Origin of the sequence: Pseudoxanthomonas japonensis, from assembly GCF_010093445.1 — a bacterium.
GTDB classification, from domain to species: domain Bacteria; phylum Pseudomonadota; class Gammaproteobacteria; order Xanthomonadales; family Xanthomonadaceae; genus Pseudoxanthomonas_A; species Pseudoxanthomonas_A japonensis.
On sequence record NZ_PDWW01000023.1, the window covers coordinates 54,962 to 71,593 of the forward strand.

Below are 16,632 nucleotides of genomic sequence, written 5' to 3' on the forward strand. Positions count from 1 at the left end.
GATGCGTCCCGAATCGAAACGCCTGCTCTTCAACCTGCTGGGAAACCAGGTCGTCTGGTTCATTGCTGTCATCGCCGCCGGACGCGGCCATGCCTGGCCCGGCATGCTGGCAGCGGCGGTGTTCGTCTGCCTGCACCTGTGGAGCGTCGCTCGGCCCGCGGACGAGGTCCGTCTGGTGATGCTTGCCTTGCTGTGCGGACTGGTTATCGACGGCGTGGCGTCGGCGCAGGGCTGGGTGGTCTACCGCGCCGCGACCTTCGGTGGCTCGCTGGCGCCGCCATGGATCCTGGCCTTGTGGGCATCCCTGGCGGTCACGCTCAACACCGGCATGCGGGCGCTGCAGTCGCGGCTGTGGGCGGGCGTATTGCTCGGCGGCATCGGCGGACCGCTGGCCTATCTCGCGGCGGCGCGGGGATGGCAGGCCGCGGAGTTCGCCATGCCTGCGTGGCGGGGATGGACGTGGCTCGCGACCGCGTGGGCACTGGCCTTGCCGACGCTGCTGTGGGCGGCGCGGAGGTTGGCGGCACGAACGGCAGTGCGCTGAAGTCGAGCGCCTGCCGGTCGGGTGGATGACTACTGGCACATTCGCTATATCAAAGTTCGCAATAGCATCGTCTCCAACCTAGCGGGGGTCCCGCAGAGGGGGAGCGATGAACGAACCCGACATCCACCTGAAGAAGTTCCAGAAGGAGCTCAGCGCCGGCACCGTGTCGCTGGCCCTGCTGGCGGTCCTGGCCCGCGCTGGCGAGCCGCTGTACGGCTACCTGATCGCCAAGCAGCTGGAGCGCGTCGGCGACGGTGTGCTCAGCGGCAAGCAAAGCGCGCTGTACCCGGTACTGCGCAACCTGGAAGGCGGCGGGCTGCTGGACAGCTTCGTCGAACCCTCGGTGGCGGGGCCGCCCCGCCGCTACTACCGCATCACCGAAGCAGGGCGGCAGACCCTGCAGTCCTGGGCCGCCGCCTGGCGCGCCACCCGCGATTCCGTCGATTCCGTGCTTGAGGGGATTCCCGCATGAACACCACCACCGCCCCGGGCAGCCGCCTGCCCACCACCATTCCGGAATACCTCGATCAGCTGCGCGCCGCGCTGGCCGGTGCCGACAAGGCCATGATCCAGGACGCCGTCTACGACGCGGAGGAATACCTTCGCTCTGAGCTGGCGGAGAACCCCGGCAAGTCCGAAGCCGAGGTGATCGCCTCGGTCGCCGGCAGCTATGGCGCGCCTGAGGAGGTCGCCGACATCTATCGGGAAACCGAGGTAACGGTCGCCCGGGCGCTGCGCCCGCCGGTGCCGCCGAAGCGCAAGTCCGTGTTTGGTCGATTCTTCGGTGTCGCCGCCGATCCGCGCACGTACGGCGCGCTGTTCTACATGCTGCTGTCGGTCGTCACGGGTACGTTCTATTTCACCTGGGTCGTCACCGGCGCCAGCCTGTCGATCGGCCTGCTGATCCTGATCATCGGCATTCCGCTGCTGCTGCTGTTCCTGATGTCGGTGCGGCTGCTGTCGCTGGTGGAAGGTCGCGTGGTGGAAGTGCTGCTCGGCGAGCGCATGCCGCGCCGTCCGCTGTACACGCAGCGCGACAAGCCGTGGATGACACGCCTGAAGGAACTGTTCACCGATGGCCGCACGTGGACGGCGGCGCTGTACCTGCTGCTCATGCACCCGCTGGGCGTGCTGTACTTCTCGGTCGCCATCACGCTGCTGGCGCTGTCGCTGGGGTTGATCGCCGCACCGGTGGCGTTCTTCCTGCCCTACGGCTACGTGATGAACTTCGGCGACTGGAACCTCGTTACCGAAGCACCCTGGTTGCTGCCGCTGGCATCGGTGGTCGGTTTCATCCTGCTGTTCGCCACCCTGCACCTGGCGCGCGTTGTCGGCATCTTCCACGGCTGGTTGGCCAAGCACCTGCTGGTGCGTACGCCGGTGGTGTGAGGAGCGAGCACCGAAACGAAGAAAGCCGTCCTGTGGCGGCTTTCTTCTTGTAGAGCGGAGCTTGCTCCGCTGCTCTGGTACGAGATACAGGCTGCGAAGCCGAGCAAGCTCGGCTCTACATGGGTTGGGTCAGCCCGCGTACCTGGCGATGAAGTCGCGCACCTGCGGATACACCTGCTCGCGCCAGCGGCGGCCGCTGAAGATGCCGTAATGGCCGGCGCCCTCGACCGTCAGGTGCCTGTGGTGCGCCTTCGCGATGCCGGTACACAGGTCATGCGCGGCGGCGGTCTGGCCCTGGCCCGAGATGTCGTCGAGTTCTCCTTCGATGCTCATCAGCGCCGTCTTCCTGATCGCGGCAGGCTTCACCAGCTCGCCGTTGACCGTCCACTTGCCTCGCGGCAGCAGGAACTCCTGGAAGACCGTGCGGATGGTGTCCAGGTAGTACTCGGCCGGCATGTCGAGCACGGCGTTGTACTCGTCGTAGAACTTGCGGTGCGATTCGGCGTCCTGCTGGTCGCCCTTCACCAGGTCGGCATAGAAATCCCAGTGCGACATGAAGTGGCGGCTGGGGTTCATCGCGATGAAGCCGGCGTGCTGCAGGAAGCCTGGATACACGCGGCGGCCTTCGCCCGGGTACGGCGACGGCACGGTATGGATCACGTTGTTCTCGAACCACGACAGCGGGTTGCGCGTGGCCAGGCTGTTGACCTCGGTGGGGCTGCTGCGCGCGTCGATCGGGCCGCCCATCATCACCAGCGAGCGCGGCGTGGCTTCGCCGCGTGCGGCCATCAGCGACACCGCCGCCAACACCGGCACCGTCGGCTGGCAGACGCTGATCACGTGCAGGTTGTCCGCGCCGATGTGGCGGATGAACTCCTCCACGTAGGCGACGTAGTCGTCCAGGCTGAAACTGCCCTCGGACTCGGGCACCATGCGCGCGTCCACCCAGTCGGTCACGTAGACCTTGTGGTCGCGGAGCAGCGTGCGCACCGTATCGCGCAGCAGGGTGGCGTGGTGGCCGGACAGCGGCGCGACCACCAGCACGATCGGGTCGTCCTTCAGTGCGGTGATGGTCGCGGCGTCATCGGTGTAGCGCTTGAAGCGGAGCAGGCGGCAGAACGGCTTCCTGACGATCTCCTGTTCCACCACCGGCACGGTGCGGCCTTCGACCTCGACCTCGTGGATCTCCCAGGCCGGCTTCTCGTAATCCTTGCCGATGCGGTAGATCAGTTCGTTGCCGGCGGCGATGCGCTCGGCACCCGGCACGTTGGACAGCCAACTGGTCGGGGCGGAGAAGATGCGCGCGTTCGCTTCGGCCATGTAGGCCAGCGGCGCCATCCATGCGCGTCCGAGTTCGTGCAGTTGGTACAGGGTCATGGCGGTCCGGAATCCCGATTTTGGTGCACAGTGCTGCGCCGCAGCATACCCCAAAGGCAGGGTCGCCGCGCGTGGCCTGTTCAGGTTATCGGCCGATAATCCGCGGCCTCCAGTACCGCCACATCGCCCGCCAACCTTGGCCCCAGCCAGCAGTGGTTGCCGATGGACTGAAACCCCTCGCCATTGAAGGCCTGCCGGTACCAGGCGGCCTTGCGCGGCTGGAAGCCGTCGTGGTCGCCTTCGAATTCGTCTTCCTTCGCGAACGTCTCCAGGAACGCCACGCCACCGCACAACTCCGCCAGCCCGGGCAGGCCGCGTTTCAGTTCGCGTGTCGGCACGTAGTGCAGCACGTCGGAACACACCAGCAGGTCGGCCGGCTCGCAGGGACGCAGGTACCGGAAGTCCTCGAAGCGTGCGTAGTGCAGGTTGCGCGTGCGCCCGAAACGCCGGACGGCGTACTCGCTGGCATCGAAGCCGAGGTACTGCAGCTTCGGCCGCAGCTTCAGCAGCGGCGCGCGCCACGCGCCTTCGCCGCAGCCGATGTCGAGCACGGTGCGGATCGGACGCTCCAGGTGGTACTCGGCCACCGCCACGGCCAGCGCCACCTTGCGCGCGAGGCGTGGCGCGCCACCGATGTCGCCGTCGCGGTACCAGCGCTGGAAGTAGTCGGCGTCGTAATGTTTGGTCATCGGGCACACGAGATTCGGGATGTGGGAGAGTGAGGCAGAAGGCGTTCGCTCGTCATCCCAGCGGTTTTCAACAGCCGAATGGCTGGTCACGCTGGGATCCATTGTGCTGTTGCGCTGTCTGACCCGCATGGCGACAGCAGGATCAAGATGGGTTCCAGCTTACGCTGGAACGACGGGTCGCGATCCTCGACTCGAGCGGAGGCGTACCACGCCTCGACGCTGCAGCCGCGTATTTGCTCGTCATCCTGGCGAATGCCGGATCCGTCTGGCCGTTGCTTCCGTGGACGCGTGAGCACAGCGCCAGAGTCAAGCTGGTTCCAGCGTGCGCTGGAACGTCGGGACGGAGGCAGGGCCGGGCGTTCGCGTGCAGACGTTGAAGTGCCCTTGCATCGGACCGGCGCGTGTCTGCTCGTCATCCCGGCGAATGCCGGGATCCGGGTTGCCGTTGCTCCGGGGGACGGGTGAGCGCAGCGCGAGAATCAAGATGGGCTCCAGCGTGCGTCGGAACGCCGGGGTCCCGGCATCCCGTTCGTTGGACAGCGCTCGTGGCAGTAGCGGAGAATTCCGCCTCATCCTTCCGAGCGACGGAGTCGGCCAGCGTGGACAAAGCCAGCCTTTACCTGTGGGTCAAGACCTTCCATCTCGTCTTTGTCATCGCCTGGATGGCGACGGTGTTCTACCTGCCACGCATCCTGGTCAACCTGGCCGAAACGACGGGGCAGGCCGACGTGCAGGCGCGCCTGCTGCTGATGGGGCGCCGACTGTACGGCTTCGGCCACAGCATGTTCGGCATCGCGGTGATCCTGGGTGGCGTGCTCTGGCTTTACTTCGGTATCAGCGGCGGCTGGCTGCACGCCAAGCTGACGCTGGTCGCGCTGATGCTCGCGCACTTCATCGTCACCGGCCGCTGGCTGAAGGGCGTGGCGAAGGGCAAGTCGCTGCCTTCGCCGACGGCGCTGCGCTGGTTCAACGAACTGCCGCTGTTCGCGTTGATCGCGGTGGTGTGGCTGGTACTGGCGAAGCCGTTCTGACCCACGCGCTCCGGCACTCACCGGAGCGCGCGCGACTCACTTCTTCTCGAAATCCCGCGGCTTTGGCAGTTCCACCGGCACGCCGTTCGCATCGCACGTCCCGGCCGCGCACAGGCGCGCGCGCAGCGCCGGCGCGGCCTGCACGATGAAGTGGTAGATGGTGTTCTGTTCGACGGTGCCGCGTACGGCCTCGCTGCCGGGGCCGATGGCCCAGATGCCGACGTCTTCGCCTCCGTGCGATTCCGACTTCAGCGGAACCAGCGCTTCCTGCAGGTAATCGGGGTGTTCCGTGTCGACATGGCTGAGGTCGGGGCGACCCTCAGACGGTTCGACGCTGCTCGGCGCATGCAGGAAGTGCTTCGGCCCGGCGGGCTGGCGATTGCTGGCGCCGGTGTAGCCGGGGCCGTTGGCGTAGCTCAGCGTGGTGAAGGTCATGCCGGTCTGGTCACGGGCGAGATCACCCGGCGTGTCGTCTTCGCCGCCCTGGCCGCGCACCTTGCCGAGGATCGGATTGCCGCGGACCGGATAGCCGACGAAGTTGAGCGTATGCGAATGGTCGGCGGTGACCAGGATCAGCGTGTCGTCCCGCGACGTCGCATCCACCGCGGCCTGCACGGCATCCGACATCGCGACGGTTTCGTCGAGGGCGCGGTAGGCGTTGCCGTAGTGGTTGGCGTGGTCGATGCGTGCGCCTTCGACCAGCAGCACGAAGCCCTCGCGGTTGCGCGACAGAGTGCGGATGGCGACGCGCGTCAGGTCGGCCAGCGAAGGCTCGCCCTGTGCATCCTTGCGGCGGTCGTGTTCGAACTGCATGTGGTCGTACTCGAACAGGCCAAGCAATTGCGGCGCGTCGACGGCCGCTTCCAGCTGCTGCGTGTTAGTGACGTAGGCACCCTGCGGGTGCGCCTGCTTCCACTCGTCGACGAGGTTGCGGCCATCCAGGCGCTGGCCGACCTTGTCGTCCTCCTCGGGATCGCGCACGTCGACCGGCAGGAATTCGCCGCGCCCGCCACCCAGCGCGACCGTGGGGCCTTTGCCGAAGCGTGCGGCAGCGAGCAACTGCTGTGCGATGTCCTTGCAGCCCGCGGCGACCGCTTCCGGCGGCAAGTCGGTGTCGTTTTCCCAGTCGCGGTGCGAGACGTGCGCATACGTCGCGGCCGGTGTCGCATGGGTGATGCGTGCGGTGGTGACGATGCCGGTTGACAGCCCCGCGCTGTCGGCCAGCGTCAGCCAGCTGAGCAGGTCCTTGCTGCCGTCCGGCGTGCATTCGCCCTTGTGTCCGGCGGAGACGCCGATGGCGCCCATGTGCGATTTCACGCCGGTGGCGACGGCGGTCATGGTGCCGGCGGAGTCGGGCGTCTGCGAATTGGTGTTGTAGGTCTTGCTGAAGGCGGTATGCGGAAAGCGCTCCCAGCTCAGCAGGTTCTCTTCGCCGGGCGTGCCCTTGCGCTGGCCCTCGAAGATGCGCGCGGCGGCCACGGTGGTCAGGCTCATGCCGTCGCCGAGGAAGACGATGACGTTCTTCGCGCGACCCTGCATCGCGCCGTTCGACGCGGCCTTCGCCGCACCATTCCGATACCACCACTGCGGTGTCTCGCCCTGCGGGTGCGCGACGGCGGGGACATCGACGTGTGGCGCGTTGGTGCGGGAAGCCGGGGAGGACGACGTGCTGGCGCAGCCAGCCAGCGATACGGCCAGGAGCGCAGTCAGGAACGGGGGAAGCCGGTGCATCGAGTTTCCTTGTGGGACAGGGTGGTGCTTATCTTCATGACGCTGGAGCGGGTGGCGTCCTCAGTTGTCCGATCACGGACGCCATGGGTCACCCACGGCGGGTGGTGCGGCTCTTCAGGCGCCACCGCAGGACAAGGTGCGCAATTATGCCGTCCAGGCAGTGTCCTGTTCATGACACCCGCCATTCCGCGCGCAGGGTCGCCGGCCGCAGGGCCTTGGGCTAAGGTGGCGCGTCCACCCGTGTGAGTCCAGAGGATGAAGCTTGTCTCGGCCTGGTTGAAGATCCCGTTCTGGCAGCGCGTCGTCGCCGGCTTCGTGCTGGGCGCGCTGGTGGGCTGGCTGATGGGGGCCGACGCGGAAACCTGGCTCAAGCCGCTGGGCGACCTCTACGTCACGCTGATCAAGATGATCGCGGTGCCGCTGGTGTTCTTCGCCGTGATCAATGCGGTCTCCAGCCTGCATGGACAGAAGTCCGTCGCGGCGCTCGGCGGGCGCACTTTCCTGTGGTTCGCGATCACCGCCGCGCTGGCCGTATGCGTGGGCCTGGCCGTGGGTTGGATCGTGCAGCCGGGCAAGGGGCTCACGGGTCTGATGACGGCACCCGACTACCAGGTGCGCGAAGTCCCCACGCCGGTGCAGGTGCTGCTGGACATCGTGCCGGCCAATCCGTTCAAGGCGCTGACCGACGGCAAGATCCTGCAGGTCATCTTCTTCGCCGGCCTGCTGGGCTTTGCGCTGGTCAAGCTGGGCGAGCGCAGTGCCGGACTGCGCAAGCTGGCCGGCGAGGCCAGCGACACCATGGTGCAGGTCACGCGCTTCGTGCTGGAAATGACCCCGATCGGCACGTTCGGCCTGATCGGCAGCCTGGTCGGAACCTACGGTTTCGAGAAGCTGCTGCCGCTGGGCAGCTATATCGGCGCGCTGTACGTCGCGTGCGCGCTGCACATCGTCGTGGTGTACGGCAGCCTGTTGCTGGCGCATGGGCTGAACCCGTGGAAGTTCTTCCGCGGCGCCGCGCCCGGCATGCAGGTGGCGTTCGCCAGTTCGTCAAGCTTCGCGTCGATGCCCGTGGCGCTGCGCAGCGTCACCCACAACCTCGGGGTGGACAAGGACTACGCTGCGTTCGCCGTGCCGCTGGGCGCGAGCATCAAGATGGACGGCTGCGGCGCGATCTATCCGGCGCTGACGTCGGTCTTTGTGGCGCAGTACTTCGGCCTGGATCTGTCGGTCAACCAGTACTTCCTGATCCTGCTGGCCTCGGTGCTGGGCAGCTTCGGCACCGCCGGCGTGCCCGGTACCGCAACGGTGATGGTCACCGTGGTGCTGAGCGCGGCCAATCTGCCGCTGGAAGGCATCGGCCTGCTGGTGGCGATCGACCGCATCCTCGACATGATGCGCACGATGACCAACGTCACCGGCCAGATGCTGGTACCCGTGCTGGTGGCGAAGGAGACCGGCCTGCTGGATCGCGAAGTCTACGAGCGTGCGTCCAGCAACGTGGGGCTCGCGGATGAAACCGCCCCGGCGCCATGAGTGACGCCGGGACGATCACGCTGGTCGAGTCCTTCCCCGACGCGGCGACGTATCGCAGTCTCCGCGTCGAGACCGGCCTGTCGCCCAAGTCGCACGAGGCTGCCGAGCGTGGCCTGGCGAACACGCTGTACGGCGTCAGCCTGGTGAAGGCGGACGAGGTGATCGGCATGGGGCGCGTGGTCGGCGACAACGGCACGGTGTTCGCCATCGTCGACATCGCGGTGCGTCGCGACCACCAGGGGCAGGGGCTGGGCAAGCGGATCATGGCGGCGCTCGATGCCTGGCTTCGTGCCAACGCGCCCGCGTCTGCCTACGTCATGCTGATCGCGGATGGAGAAGCCAAACATCTGTACGCGCAGTTCGGCTTCGCCGACACCGCGCCGGCGTCCATCAGCATGGCCTACGTGGCGCGCGGACCCGTCGCTGACAGTTAGGCGTTGGACTCACGCGTGCCGCGCGACACCCACCAGGCGAACATCGCCGCCGTGATGAACATCAACAGGCTGTAGACCGCCGCCGGTACCGAGACGGTGGGGTTCTGCAGCACGTTGAGGGCGATGAAGATCGCCAGCGTGCCGTTGTGGATGCCGATCTCCATCGCGATGGCGATGGCCTGCTTTTTCGGCAGCCGCAACGCCAGCGGTGCGGCGTAACCGAAGCCCATGCTGGCGAGGTTGAACAGCAGGCAGGCCAGGCCGACGATGGCGAAGTAGCTGGTCAGCGTCTTCCATTCCTGCGCGACCGCGGCCACCACCAGCAGCGCGAGCACCAGCACGGAGAGCAGGCGGATCGGCTTCTCGGCCTTCGCCGCAAAGCCGGGCGCCTTCGCGCGCAGCAGCATGCCGATGGCCACCGGCAGCAGGATGATCGCGGCGACCTCGACCACTTTCTTCGTGGGCGGCGGCACGTACTGGCCGGCACCGAGGAAATACTCCAGCGACAGGTTGAGGATCACCGGCAGCGTCAGCAGGCACAGCAGGCTGTTGATCGCGGTGAGCGTGATGTTCAGGGCCACGTCGCCGCGGGCGAGGTGGCTGTAGATGTTGGCGGTGGCGCCGCCTGGCGAGGCCGCCAGCAGCATCAGGCCGACGGCGAGTTCGGCAGGCAGGCCGAAGCCGAGCGCCAGGCCGAACGCGACCCACGGCAACACCAGCGTCTGCAGCGCGAGACCGATCAGGACGGCACGCGGATAGCGCGCGACGCGGCGGAAGTCCTCGAGCGTCAGGCCAAGGCCGAGCCCGAGCATGATGATGCCCAGGGCCAGCGGCAGCAGAACATTGGTCAACAGTGAAGCCTGCATCGCGTACGACTCCCCTTCGGCGCAACGGACAGGTGGTGCGCGACGATCGACGCGCCCCCGGAGGATGGCGGCAACGTGTGATCGGGCGCAAGCTGCGGCGCACCGCGATCGTCGAACAGCATGAAGGCCGCACGGGGCGGCCTTCTGTCGACGCTGATCGGCGGTGGCGCGTTACATGGCGACGCGACGGCCGCTCAGGTAGCGATTCGCCCAGTAGCCGGTGATCAGGCTGTCCACGCGCACATCCTTGCCGCTGCTCGGCGAATGCAGGAAACGGCCTTCACCGACATAGATGCCGACATGGTTGATGCGGCCCTTCAGACCGAAGAACACCAGGTCGCCCTGGCGCAGTTCGTCGCGTGCGGCGACCAGTTCCGCATCGGCCTTGGAGGCCATGTCGCGCGACACGCGCGGCAGTTCGATGCCCAGCGCGGTGCGGAAGACGTAGCCGACCAGCCCGCTGCAGTCGAAGCCGCTGTCGGGCGAGGTGCCGCCCCAGCGGTACGGCGTACCCATCAGCGCGAGCGCGCGCTGCAGGACGGCCTGGACCTTGCCACCCTGCTGTTCCTGAGAAACCACGCCTTCCTTGCTCAGGTCGTACGCGGCCAGCAGCTTGCTGATGTCGCCTGCCACCATGGCGGAACGATCGACCAGCGGCAGCGTGTCGCTGGCGGCCAGGCGCGGGAGCAGGGCGGAGAGCGTGGCGGTGGCGGCTTCGGCCGCTTTTTCCTTGACGCTGGTGATGACGGGTTTGCTGGACGGTGCCGGGGTGGCCGCCACGACGTCGGGAGAAGCCTGGATTGACGCGGCGTCGACGTCGGCAGGCGCAGTCTGTGCCTGTGCAACGGACGCCATGGCGCACAGGCCAAGGCTGATGAGGAGTCGGGAAGCCCGCCGCGGCTTGCGGTGGGTGGCGGCTGGCTGGCCTGTCGGCAGGTCGTCGGTCGTCACGCGCGGGTCGGGTTTAACAAGTCAGGGGCGATAATGCCGGCTGATCGGCCCGATTTGGTTCATAAATCGTTATTTATTCGTTAAGCGTGAACGCTGCGCGTCACAGAGTTGACCGAATCCTAACGAAGCACGCGTTTCGCGCCGCTGTAGTGGTCCCGCCAGTAGGGCCCATCCAGGTGATCGAGCCGGACGGTGCCGCCCGTGCTGGGGGCGTGGACGAACCGGCCTTCCCCCACGTAGATGCCCACATGCGTCACGTTGCCCTTGCTGCCGAAGAAGACGAGGTCGGCCGGGGCGAGACGGCGCGGCTCGATCTTCGGGCCCTGTACCTGCGCCAGCTCACGCGAGGTGCGCGGCAGGCGCAGGTCCAGCATGTCCCGGTACACATAGGTCACCAGGCCACTGCAGTCGAAGCCTGACTCCGGGGTGTTTCCGCCATACCGGTAAGGGGTGCCGACCAGACCGATAGCACGCATCAGCACCGACGTCGCGGCCGCCGGGTCGTCGGCCTCCACCGCGGGCCACGCGCGCTGGGCCGGAGGCGGGGCGGGCTTGTGGGCCTGGGGTTTCGAGCCCCCGCAGCCGGCGAGGGCCAGCAGTACCGCGCAGAGCAGAGCGGTGGGCCACGGCCGAAGTGGCGCGGGCGTGGGCAAGCCGGGATAATGTCGGGCCTTCATCGCGGCGCATCTTCGCCGCATTCCCTTGCGGCCGACAAGCCGCTCCCGTCCTGCCCGTCGGCAGGCCCCGTCCAGAGTCCCGCATGAAAATCGCAAAAGACAGCGTCGTCCGTTTCCATTACACCGTGTCCGAAGCCGGCCAGGAGCCGATCGAAAGCTCCAAGGACCGTGAGCCGCTGGCGATCCTGATCGGTCACGGCAACATCATCCCGGGCCTGGAAAATGCCATGCAGGACCGCGAAGCCGGCGAGAGCTTCGGCGTGGACGTGGCGGCGGCCGATGCCTACGGCGAGCGCCGCGATGGCCTCAGCCAGCGCGTGCCCAAGAAGCACTTCGGCAACCAGCGCCTGGTGCCGGGTCAGCAGGTCGTGCTGCAGACCAACTTCGGTCCGCGCGCCGTGACCATCCAGAAGGTAGGCATGAGCGTGGTGGACGTGGACCTCAACCACCCGATGGCCGGCAAGGACCTGCACTTCGATGTGGAGATCGTGGAAGTCCGCGAAGCCAGCGCGGAAGAGATCGAGCACGGCCACGTGCACGGCGACGGCGGCCACCACCACTGAGTGGCGCGACATCGCGTGATCGACGGCCCGCGCATGCGGGCCGTTTCTTTTTGCGCGCCGGATGCAGCGGGACGCATGGTCTAATCGGTGCGACCAACAAGGGGAAGGGAATGACGGCGGCGATCACGGAGAACCTGGCACCGATCGCGGTGACCGAACGCATCGAGGCGATGGACGTGCTGCGCGGCTTCGCGCTGCTGGGCATCCTGCTGATGAACCTGGAAGGCTTCGTGGGACCGGTGATGGCGTCCGGCACGGGACTGGATCCCGCGCTCACCGGCATGGACCGCACCGTCGACCTGCTGGTCTACGTGCTGGTGCAGGGCAAGTTCTACACGTTGTTCTCGCTGCTGTTCGGCATGGGCTTCGCGGTGATGTCGCAGCGCGCCGAGCAGGCAGGCAGGCCGTTCGCCGGCGTGTACTGGCGGCGCGGGCTGGTGCTGCTGACCTTCGGCGTGTTCCACGGGGTCTTCATCTGGGCCGGCGACATCCTGGTGATGTACGCGCTGTGCTCCTTCCTGTTGCTGGCGCTGCGGCCGCTGCCTCCCCGCTGGTGCGTCTGGCTGGGACTGGCCGCGTACACCGTACCGATCGGCCTCATGTACCTGATGGGCGCGATGGGGTCGCTGCTCGGCGGCACCGAAGGCTGGGACAAATTCGTTGCCGAGGCGGGCGCGAAAATGCAGGCGCTCATCGAGAGCGAGCGCGTGGCCTACGGCAGCGGTACCTACGCCGAGGCCACGTGGCAGCGCCTGAAGAGCACCGTCATGGCGCTCAGCAACATCACCATGTTCGGCTTCGTCGTGATCTGCATGTTCCTGCTGGGGGCATGGTTCGTGCGCAGCGGCGCCATCGTGCGGCCACGCGACTTCCCCCGTCTTTATGCCGGCCTGCGCTGGGTTGCCCTGCCGGTGGGCCTGGTCGCGATGCTGGGCTCGGTGGCGCTGGCGCCGACCATGGACGGCGTGACGTTCGATCTCCGTACCTCCACCGCCTTCGCACTGCAGATGCTCGCCAACCTGCTCATGTGCCTGGGCTATGTGGCGTGGATGGTGCGGGCGCTGGACACGCCGGCGTGGCGCCGTCCGCTGGGCTGGCTGGCACCGGCGGGCCGCATGGCGTTGACCAATTACCTGATGCAGTCGCTGGTGTGCACCTGCATTTTCTACGGCTATGGCCTGGGGTACTTCGAGCAACTGCCGCGCGCCTGGCAGCCGGTGTTCGGCCTGGCGCTGTTCGGCCTGCAGGTGCTGGTGAGCCACCTGTGGCTGTCGCGGTTCCGGTTCGGTCCGATGGAGTGGCTGTGGCGGTCCGCGACCTACCTGAAACCGCAGCCACTGAAGCTTCGAGCCGGCTGATTGCGACTAGACTGTGGGGGTGAATTCCCCCCACGACGACGTCCTCATCATCGGCGGCGGCGCCATCGGCCTGGCGACCGCGGTGGCGCTGCTGGAGGCCGGCCGCAGCGTGCGCATTCTCGACGCCGCCACGATCGGCGGCGGTGCCTCGCACGGCAACTGCGGCACCATCACGCCCAGCCATGCCCCGCCGCTGGCGGCGCCGGGCGTGGTGGCGCAGGCGCTGCGCTGGATGTTCACGCCGGATGCGCCGCTCTATCTCAAGCCCCGCATTGATCCCGCGCTGTGGCACTGGCTGCTGCGGTTCGCCGCGCGTTGCAACGTACGCGACTGGCGGCAGAGCACGCAGGCGCGTGCGGCCTTGCTCAACGACTCGCGGACACGGCTTGCCGACTGGGCGGAGCGTTATCGCCTTGACTGCGAGTTTGAAGAGGAAGGCCTCGACTACGTCTTCCGCGATCCGCGCAAGTTCCAGCAGTACGTGGACGAGGCGGCGGTGCTGGCGGAGTTCGGCATCGCGACCGAGGTGTTCGACGGCGCCGCTTACGAACGCGAGGAACCTGCCATGCTGCCCGGCGTCCGGGGCGCGATCCGCTTTCCCGGCGATGGACGCTTGCGGCCTGACCGCTATGTGACAGAACTGGTGCGTGTGGTGCGCGAGCGTGGCGGGCTCATCGAGGAGCACTGCCGCGTCGAACGGCTGGAAACGACGGCATCGGGCGTGCGCCTGGCGACATCGCAGGGCGAGCGCAAGGGGCGCGACGCGGTCATCGCGCTCGGCGCCTGGACGCCCGCGTTCACGCGCTCACTGGGACTGAAGGCGCCCATCCAGCCGGGCAAGGGCTACTCGATCACCTACTCGCGTCCGTCGCTCGTGCCGCGCCATCCCATGGTGCTGAAGGACCGTTCGGTATGCGTGACGGTCTGGGACAGCGGGTTCCGGCTGGGCAGCACGATGGAGTTTTCCGGCCACGACGATACGCTCAACGAAACCCGGCTGGCGGCGCTGGAGCGCGGTGCAAGCGAGTTCCTGCGCGAACCGGTCGGCCCAGACGTGCAAGAGCGCTGGTGCGGCTGGCGGCCGATGACCTGGGACGACCTGCCGCTGCTGGGTCGCGCGCCGCGGTACGACCATGTCTGGATGGCCGCCGGCCACGGCATGCTGGGCATCAGCATGAGCGCGGCGACTGGCCAGTTCATGGCCGATCTGATGACCGGCCGCACACCGGCCTTCGACCCTTCGCCTTACCGACCGGAGCGATTCGCATGAAACCCCAGGCGTTCGACCTGATCGTGATCGGTGGTGGCTCGGGCGGGCTGGCCGGTGCATTCCGCGCGGCGTCCTACGGCGCGAAGGTCGCGCTGCTGGAGCCGAAGGAACTTGGCGGCACCTGCGTCAACGTGGGCTGCGTGCCGAAGAAGGCGATGTGGCTGGCCGCCGAGCTGTCGCAGAAGATCGCGATGGCGTCGTCGCTCGGTTTCGACACCTCGACGCCCACGCTGGACTGGAAGGAATTCATCGTCCATCGCCAGCGCTACATCGCCGGCATCCACGCCAGCTACATGAAGCGGCTGGACGAGAGCGGCGTGGTGGTGATGCCGTGCCGTGGACGTCTGCTGGACGCGAACACCGTGGTCAACGCCGACGGCGTGCCGCTCAGCGCGAAGCACCTGTTGATCGCGACCGGTGGCCATCCCGTGCGGCCGGCCATCCCGGGCGCCGACCTGGGCAAGGTATCCGACGACTTCTTCAGCCTGTGCGCCGCGCCGCCGCGCGTGGCGATCATCGGCGGGGGTTACGTGGCGGTCGAACTGGCCGGCGTGCTGCAGGCGCTGGGCAGCCAGGTGGAAGTGTTCGTGCGCGGGCCTCGCCTGCTGGACGGTTTCGATACGCAGATCACCGACGAGCTGGCCGCCGACATGCGCCAGCATGGCGTGCGCCTGCATTTCGGCTATTCCGTCGCGGCGTTGGAGCGTGCGCCGGAGGATGGCGTCGTGTTGCTGGCCGAGGATGGCACGCGCACGGAGCGGTTCGACGAGGTGATCTTCGCCACGGGTCGGCGCGCGACCACGCAAGGCATGGGGCTGGAGGCGGCCGGCGTGGCAGTCGATGGCAAGGCGTTCGTGCAGGTGGACGAGCGCCAGAACACGAACGTCGCCGGCATCCACGCGGTCGGCGACGTCACCGGGCAGGCGGCGCTGACGCCCGTCGCGATCGCGGCGGCGCGCAGGCTGATGGATCGCCTCTTCGGCGGACAGTCCGATGCGCGGCTGGATTACACGCGGATTCCCACCGTGGTGTTCTCGCATCCGCCGGTGGGGCAAGTGGGCCTGACCGAAGCTGCCGCGCGCTCGCAGCATGGCGACGACGTCACGGTGCTGACCACGCGCTTCCGTCCGATGCTGCATGCGCTGGCCGATTCGCCGCAGCGCAGCCTGTTCAAGCTGGTGCTGGTCGGCGCGGACAAGCGCGTCGTCGGCCTGCACCTGCTGGGCGAAGGCGCGGACGAGATGCTGCAGGGCTTTGCCGTGGCGCTGAAGAAGGGCATCACCCTGGCCGACCTGCACGACACCATGGCGATTCATCCGACCAGCGCCGAGGAAGTGGTGCTGATGCGGTGACCCGGGCTCTCCAGGCGCGGCGATACAATGGTGGCATGGACACCTTCACCCTGCATCGCGGCACCGCGCCGCTGTTCATCAGCCTGCCGCACAACGGCACGGCGCTTCCTGACGACATCGCGGCGCGCCTGACGCCGGAGGCGCGCCGTGTGCCGGACACCGACTGGCATGTGGCCGAGCTCTACGCGTTCGCGCGCGAGCTCGGTGCGTCCATCATCGTGCCGGCGTATTCGCGCTACGTGGTCGACCTGAACCGTCCCGAAGACGACGTCTCGCTCTATCCGGGCCAGAACACCACCGGCCTGTGCCCGATCGTGCGTTTCAGCGGCGATCCGGTCTATCTGCCAGGCCAGGAACCGACGCCGGACGACATCTGCTCCCGTGTCGACGCCTACTGGAGGCTTTACCACGGTGCGCTGCGGGAAGAACTCGCGCGCATCCACGATGCGCATGGCCGCGCGGTGCTGTGGGAGGGCCACTCGATCCGCAGCGTGGTGCCGTTCCTGTTCGATGGCCGCCTGCCGGATTTCAATCTCGGCACGGCCGGCGGCACGAGCTGCTCGCCCGCCTTGCAGCAGGTGCTGGAAGCCGAACTGGCGGCGCAGTCGGACTTCAGCTTCGTCGTCAACGGGCGCTTCCGTGGCGGTTACATCACCCGCCACCCTTCCGCCGTCGCCCGCCGCCCCGGCGCCGGCGCCCGGCCTGGCCCCCCTCCTCCCCCCCGCCCCCCCCCCGGCGGCTTCGGTCCCTGCCGCAACGCTGGCCATCGACGGGCAGGTCGATGCATCGCACGCCTCACCATCGGAAGTACCCGCTCTCTCCGCGCCTGCCGATACCGCGGAGGAGCATGCCGCACCGGCGGAGGAG

The 16,632-nt window shown here is 67.7% G+C and carries 17 protein-coding genes; 11 read left to right on the forward strand and 6 right to left on the reverse strand.

What is annotated here, in order from left to right; all coding sequences use genetic code 11:
- Window position 1: 1 nt before the first annotated feature.
- The 3 genes from CSC78_RS14755 (at window position 2) to CSC78_RS14765 (ending at window position 1,933) form a co-directional block, all read left to right on the forward strand.
- Window positions 2–544, forward strand: a complete 543-nt coding sequence (locus tag CSC78_RS14755; protein ID WP_162338624.1) for a DUF2878 domain-containing protein — start codon at window positions 2–4, stop codon at window positions 542–544.
- A gap of 106 nt (window positions 545–650) precedes the next feature.
- A complete protein-coding gene (locus CSC78_RS14760) occupies window positions 651–1,016 on the forward strand; it encodes a PadR family transcriptional regulator (RefSeq protein WP_062355736.1) in 366 nt (121 codons plus the stop codon).
- On the forward strand, window positions 1,013–1,933 hold the full coding sequence (locus CSC78_RS14765; protein ID WP_162338625.1) for a sensor domain-containing protein: 921 nt from the start codon (window positions 1,013–1,015) through the stop codon (window positions 1,931–1,933). The genes CSC78_RS14760 and CSC78_RS14765 overlap by 4 nt, the downstream gene beginning before the upstream one ends.
- A 129-nt stretch (window positions 1,934–2,062) precedes the next feature.
- Here CSC78_RS14765 and CSC78_RS14770 read toward each other — a convergent pair whose 3' ends face one another.
- Both CSC78_RS14770 and CSC78_RS14775 read right to left on the reverse strand, forming a co-directional pair.
- Window positions 2,063–3,310: a polyhydroxyalkanoate depolymerase gene (locus tag CSC78_RS14770; RefSeq protein WP_162338626.1), complete on the reverse strand. Its 1,248-nt coding sequence runs from the start codon at window positions 3,308–3,310 to the stop codon at window positions 2,063–2,065.
- 80 nt (window positions 3,311–3,390) lie between these two features.
- The gene (locus CSC78_RS14775; protein ID WP_162338627.1) at window positions 3,391–3,999 is read right to left on the reverse strand and encodes a class I SAM-dependent DNA methyltransferase; all 609 of its coding nucleotides are present in this window, start codon (window positions 3,997–3,999) and stop codon (window positions 3,391–3,393) included.
- Between the two features lie 599 nt (window positions 4,000–4,598).
- Between CSC78_RS14775 and CSC78_RS14780 the strand changes: the two genes are divergently transcribed.
- Window positions 4,599–5,030 carry a CopD family protein gene (locus CSC78_RS14780; protein WP_162338628.1) on the forward strand — a complete coding sequence of 144 codons (432 nt, stop codon included), beginning with the start codon at window positions 4,599–4,601 and terminating at the stop codon, window positions 5,028–5,030.
- A gap of 36 nt (window positions 5,031–5,066) precedes the next feature.
- Here the strand turns inward: CSC78_RS14780 and CSC78_RS14785 are convergent, their stop codons facing one another.
- Window positions 5,067–6,761 carry an alkaline phosphatase gene (locus CSC78_RS14785; protein ID WP_162338629.1) on the reverse strand — a complete coding sequence of 565 codons (1,695 nt, stop codon included), beginning with the start codon at window positions 6,759–6,761 and terminating at the stop codon, window positions 5,067–5,069.
- A gap of 255 nt (window positions 6,762–7,016) precedes the next feature.
- On the opposite strand from CSC78_RS14785, the gene CSC78_RS14790 reads away from it, so the two are divergent.
- Window positions 7,017–8,294, forward strand: coding sequence for a dicarboxylate/amino acid:cation symporter (locus CSC78_RS14790; RefSeq protein WP_162338630.1), 1,278 nt, complete (start codon window positions 7,017–7,019; stop codon window positions 8,292–8,294).
- Window positions 8,291–8,728 carry a GNAT family N-acetyltransferase gene (locus CSC78_RS14795; protein ID WP_162338631.1) on the forward strand — a complete coding sequence of 146 codons (438 nt, stop codon included), beginning with the start codon at window positions 8,291–8,293 and terminating at the stop codon, window positions 8,726–8,728. Before CSC78_RS14790 ends, CSC78_RS14795 begins: the two co-directional genes overlap by 4 nt.
- On the opposite strand, the gene CSC78_RS14800 is transcribed toward CSC78_RS14795, so the two are convergent.
- From CSC78_RS14800 to CSC78_RS14810, 3 genes are all read right to left on the reverse strand, one after another.
- Window positions 8,725–9,579: a bile acid:sodium symporter family protein gene (locus CSC78_RS14800; RefSeq protein ID WP_202924183.1), complete on the reverse strand. Its 855-nt coding sequence runs from the start codon at window positions 9,577–9,579 to the stop codon at window positions 8,725–8,727. The two genes, CSC78_RS14795 and CSC78_RS14800, sit on opposite strands and share 4 nt — an antisense overlap.
- Before the next feature lie 186 nt (window positions 9,580–9,765).
- Window positions 9,766–10,545, reverse strand: a complete 780-nt coding sequence (locus CSC78_RS14805; RefSeq protein WP_238391295.1) for a C40 family peptidase — start codon at window positions 10,543–10,545, stop codon at window positions 9,766–9,768.
- 119 nt (window positions 10,546–10,664) lie between these two features.
- Window positions 10,665–11,222, reverse strand: a complete 558-nt coding sequence (locus CSC78_RS14810; protein WP_162338633.1) for a C40 family peptidase — start codon at window positions 11,220–11,222, stop codon at window positions 10,665–10,667.
- A gap of 83 nt (window positions 11,223–11,305) precedes the next feature.
- On the opposite strand from CSC78_RS14810, the gene CSC78_RS14815 reads away from it, so the two are divergent.
- The 5 genes from CSC78_RS14815 to hutG all read left to right on the forward strand — a co-directional run.
- The gene (locus tag CSC78_RS14815) at window positions 11,306–11,785 is read left to right on the forward strand and encodes an FKBP-type peptidyl-prolyl cis-trans isomerase (RefSeq protein ID WP_162338634.1); all 480 of its coding nucleotides are present in this window, start codon (window positions 11,306–11,308) and stop codon (window positions 11,783–11,785) included.
- A 110-nt stretch (window positions 11,786–11,895) separates the two neighbouring features.
- On the forward strand, window positions 11,896–13,143 hold the full coding sequence (locus CSC78_RS14820; protein ID WP_162338635.1) for a DUF418 domain-containing protein: 1,248 nt from the start codon (window positions 11,896–11,898) through the stop codon (window positions 13,141–13,143).
- 19 nt (window positions 13,144–13,162) lie between these two features.
- Window positions 13,163–14,413 (forward strand): NAD(P)/FAD-dependent oxidoreductase, encoded by a 1,251-nt coding sequence (locus CSC78_RS14825; RefSeq protein WP_162338636.1) that lies wholly within the window; start codon window positions 13,163–13,165, stop codon window positions 14,411–14,413.
- Window positions 14,410–15,765: a glutathione-disulfide reductase gene (gorA, locus tag CSC78_RS14830; RefSeq protein ID WP_162338637.1), complete on the forward strand. Its 1,356-nt coding sequence runs from the start codon at window positions 14,410–14,412 to the stop codon at window positions 15,763–15,765. Before CSC78_RS14825 ends, gorA begins: the two co-directional genes overlap by 4 nt.
- 35 nt (window positions 15,766–15,800) lie before the next feature.
- On the forward strand, window positions 15,801–16,632 hold an 832-nt coding region (hutG, locus tag CSC78_RS14835), incomplete at its 3' end, for an N-formylglutamate deformylase (RefSeq protein WP_162338638.1).

Bases quoted from the DNA above. Each gene is read 5' to 3' on its own strand.
- CSC78_RS14765 (WP_162338625.1), top strand. From the start codon at position 1,013: ATGAACACCACCACCGCCCCGGGCAGCCGCCTGCCCACCACCATTCCG.
- CSC78_RS14785 (WP_162338629.1), bottom strand. From the start codon at position 6,761: ATGCACCGGCTTCCCCCGTTCCTGACTGCGCTCCTGGCCGTATCGCTG.
- CSC78_RS14760 (WP_062355736.1), top strand. From the start codon at position 651: ATGAACGAACCCGACATCCACCTGAAGAAGTTCCAGAAGGAGCTCAGC.
- CSC78_RS14795 (WP_162338631.1), top strand. From the start codon at position 8,291: ATGAGTGACGCCGGGACGATCACGCTGGTCGAGTCCTTCCCCGACGCG.
- CSC78_RS14755 (WP_162338624.1), top strand. From the start codon at position 2: ATGCGTCCCGAATCGAAACGCCTGCTCTTCAACCTGCTGGGAAACCAG.
- gorA (WP_162338637.1), top strand. From the start codon at position 14,410: ATGAAACCCCAGGCGTTCGACCTGATCGTGATCGGTGGTGGCTCGGGC.
- CSC78_RS14820 (WP_162338635.1), top strand. From the start codon at position 11,896: ATGACGGCGGCGATCACGGAGAACCTGGCACCGATCGCGGTGACCGAA.
- CSC78_RS14815 (WP_162338634.1), top strand. From the start codon at position 11,306: ATGAAAATCGCAAAAGACAGCGTCGTCCGTTTCCATTACACCGTGTCC.
- CSC78_RS14790 (WP_162338630.1), top strand. From the start codon at position 7,017: ATGAAGCTTGTCTCGGCCTGGTTGAAGATCCCGTTCTGGCAGCGCGTC.
- CSC78_RS14810 (WP_162338633.1), bottom strand. From the start codon at position 11,222: ATGAAGGCCCGACATTATCCCGGCTTGCCCACGCCCGCGCCACTTCGG.
- CSC78_RS14770 (WP_162338626.1), bottom strand. From the start codon at position 3,310: ATGACCCTGTACCAACTGCACGAACTCGGACGCGCATGGATGGCGCCG.
- CSC78_RS14775 (WP_162338627.1), bottom strand. From the start codon at position 3,999: ATGACCAAACATTACGACGCCGACTACTTCCAGCGCTGGTACCGCGAC.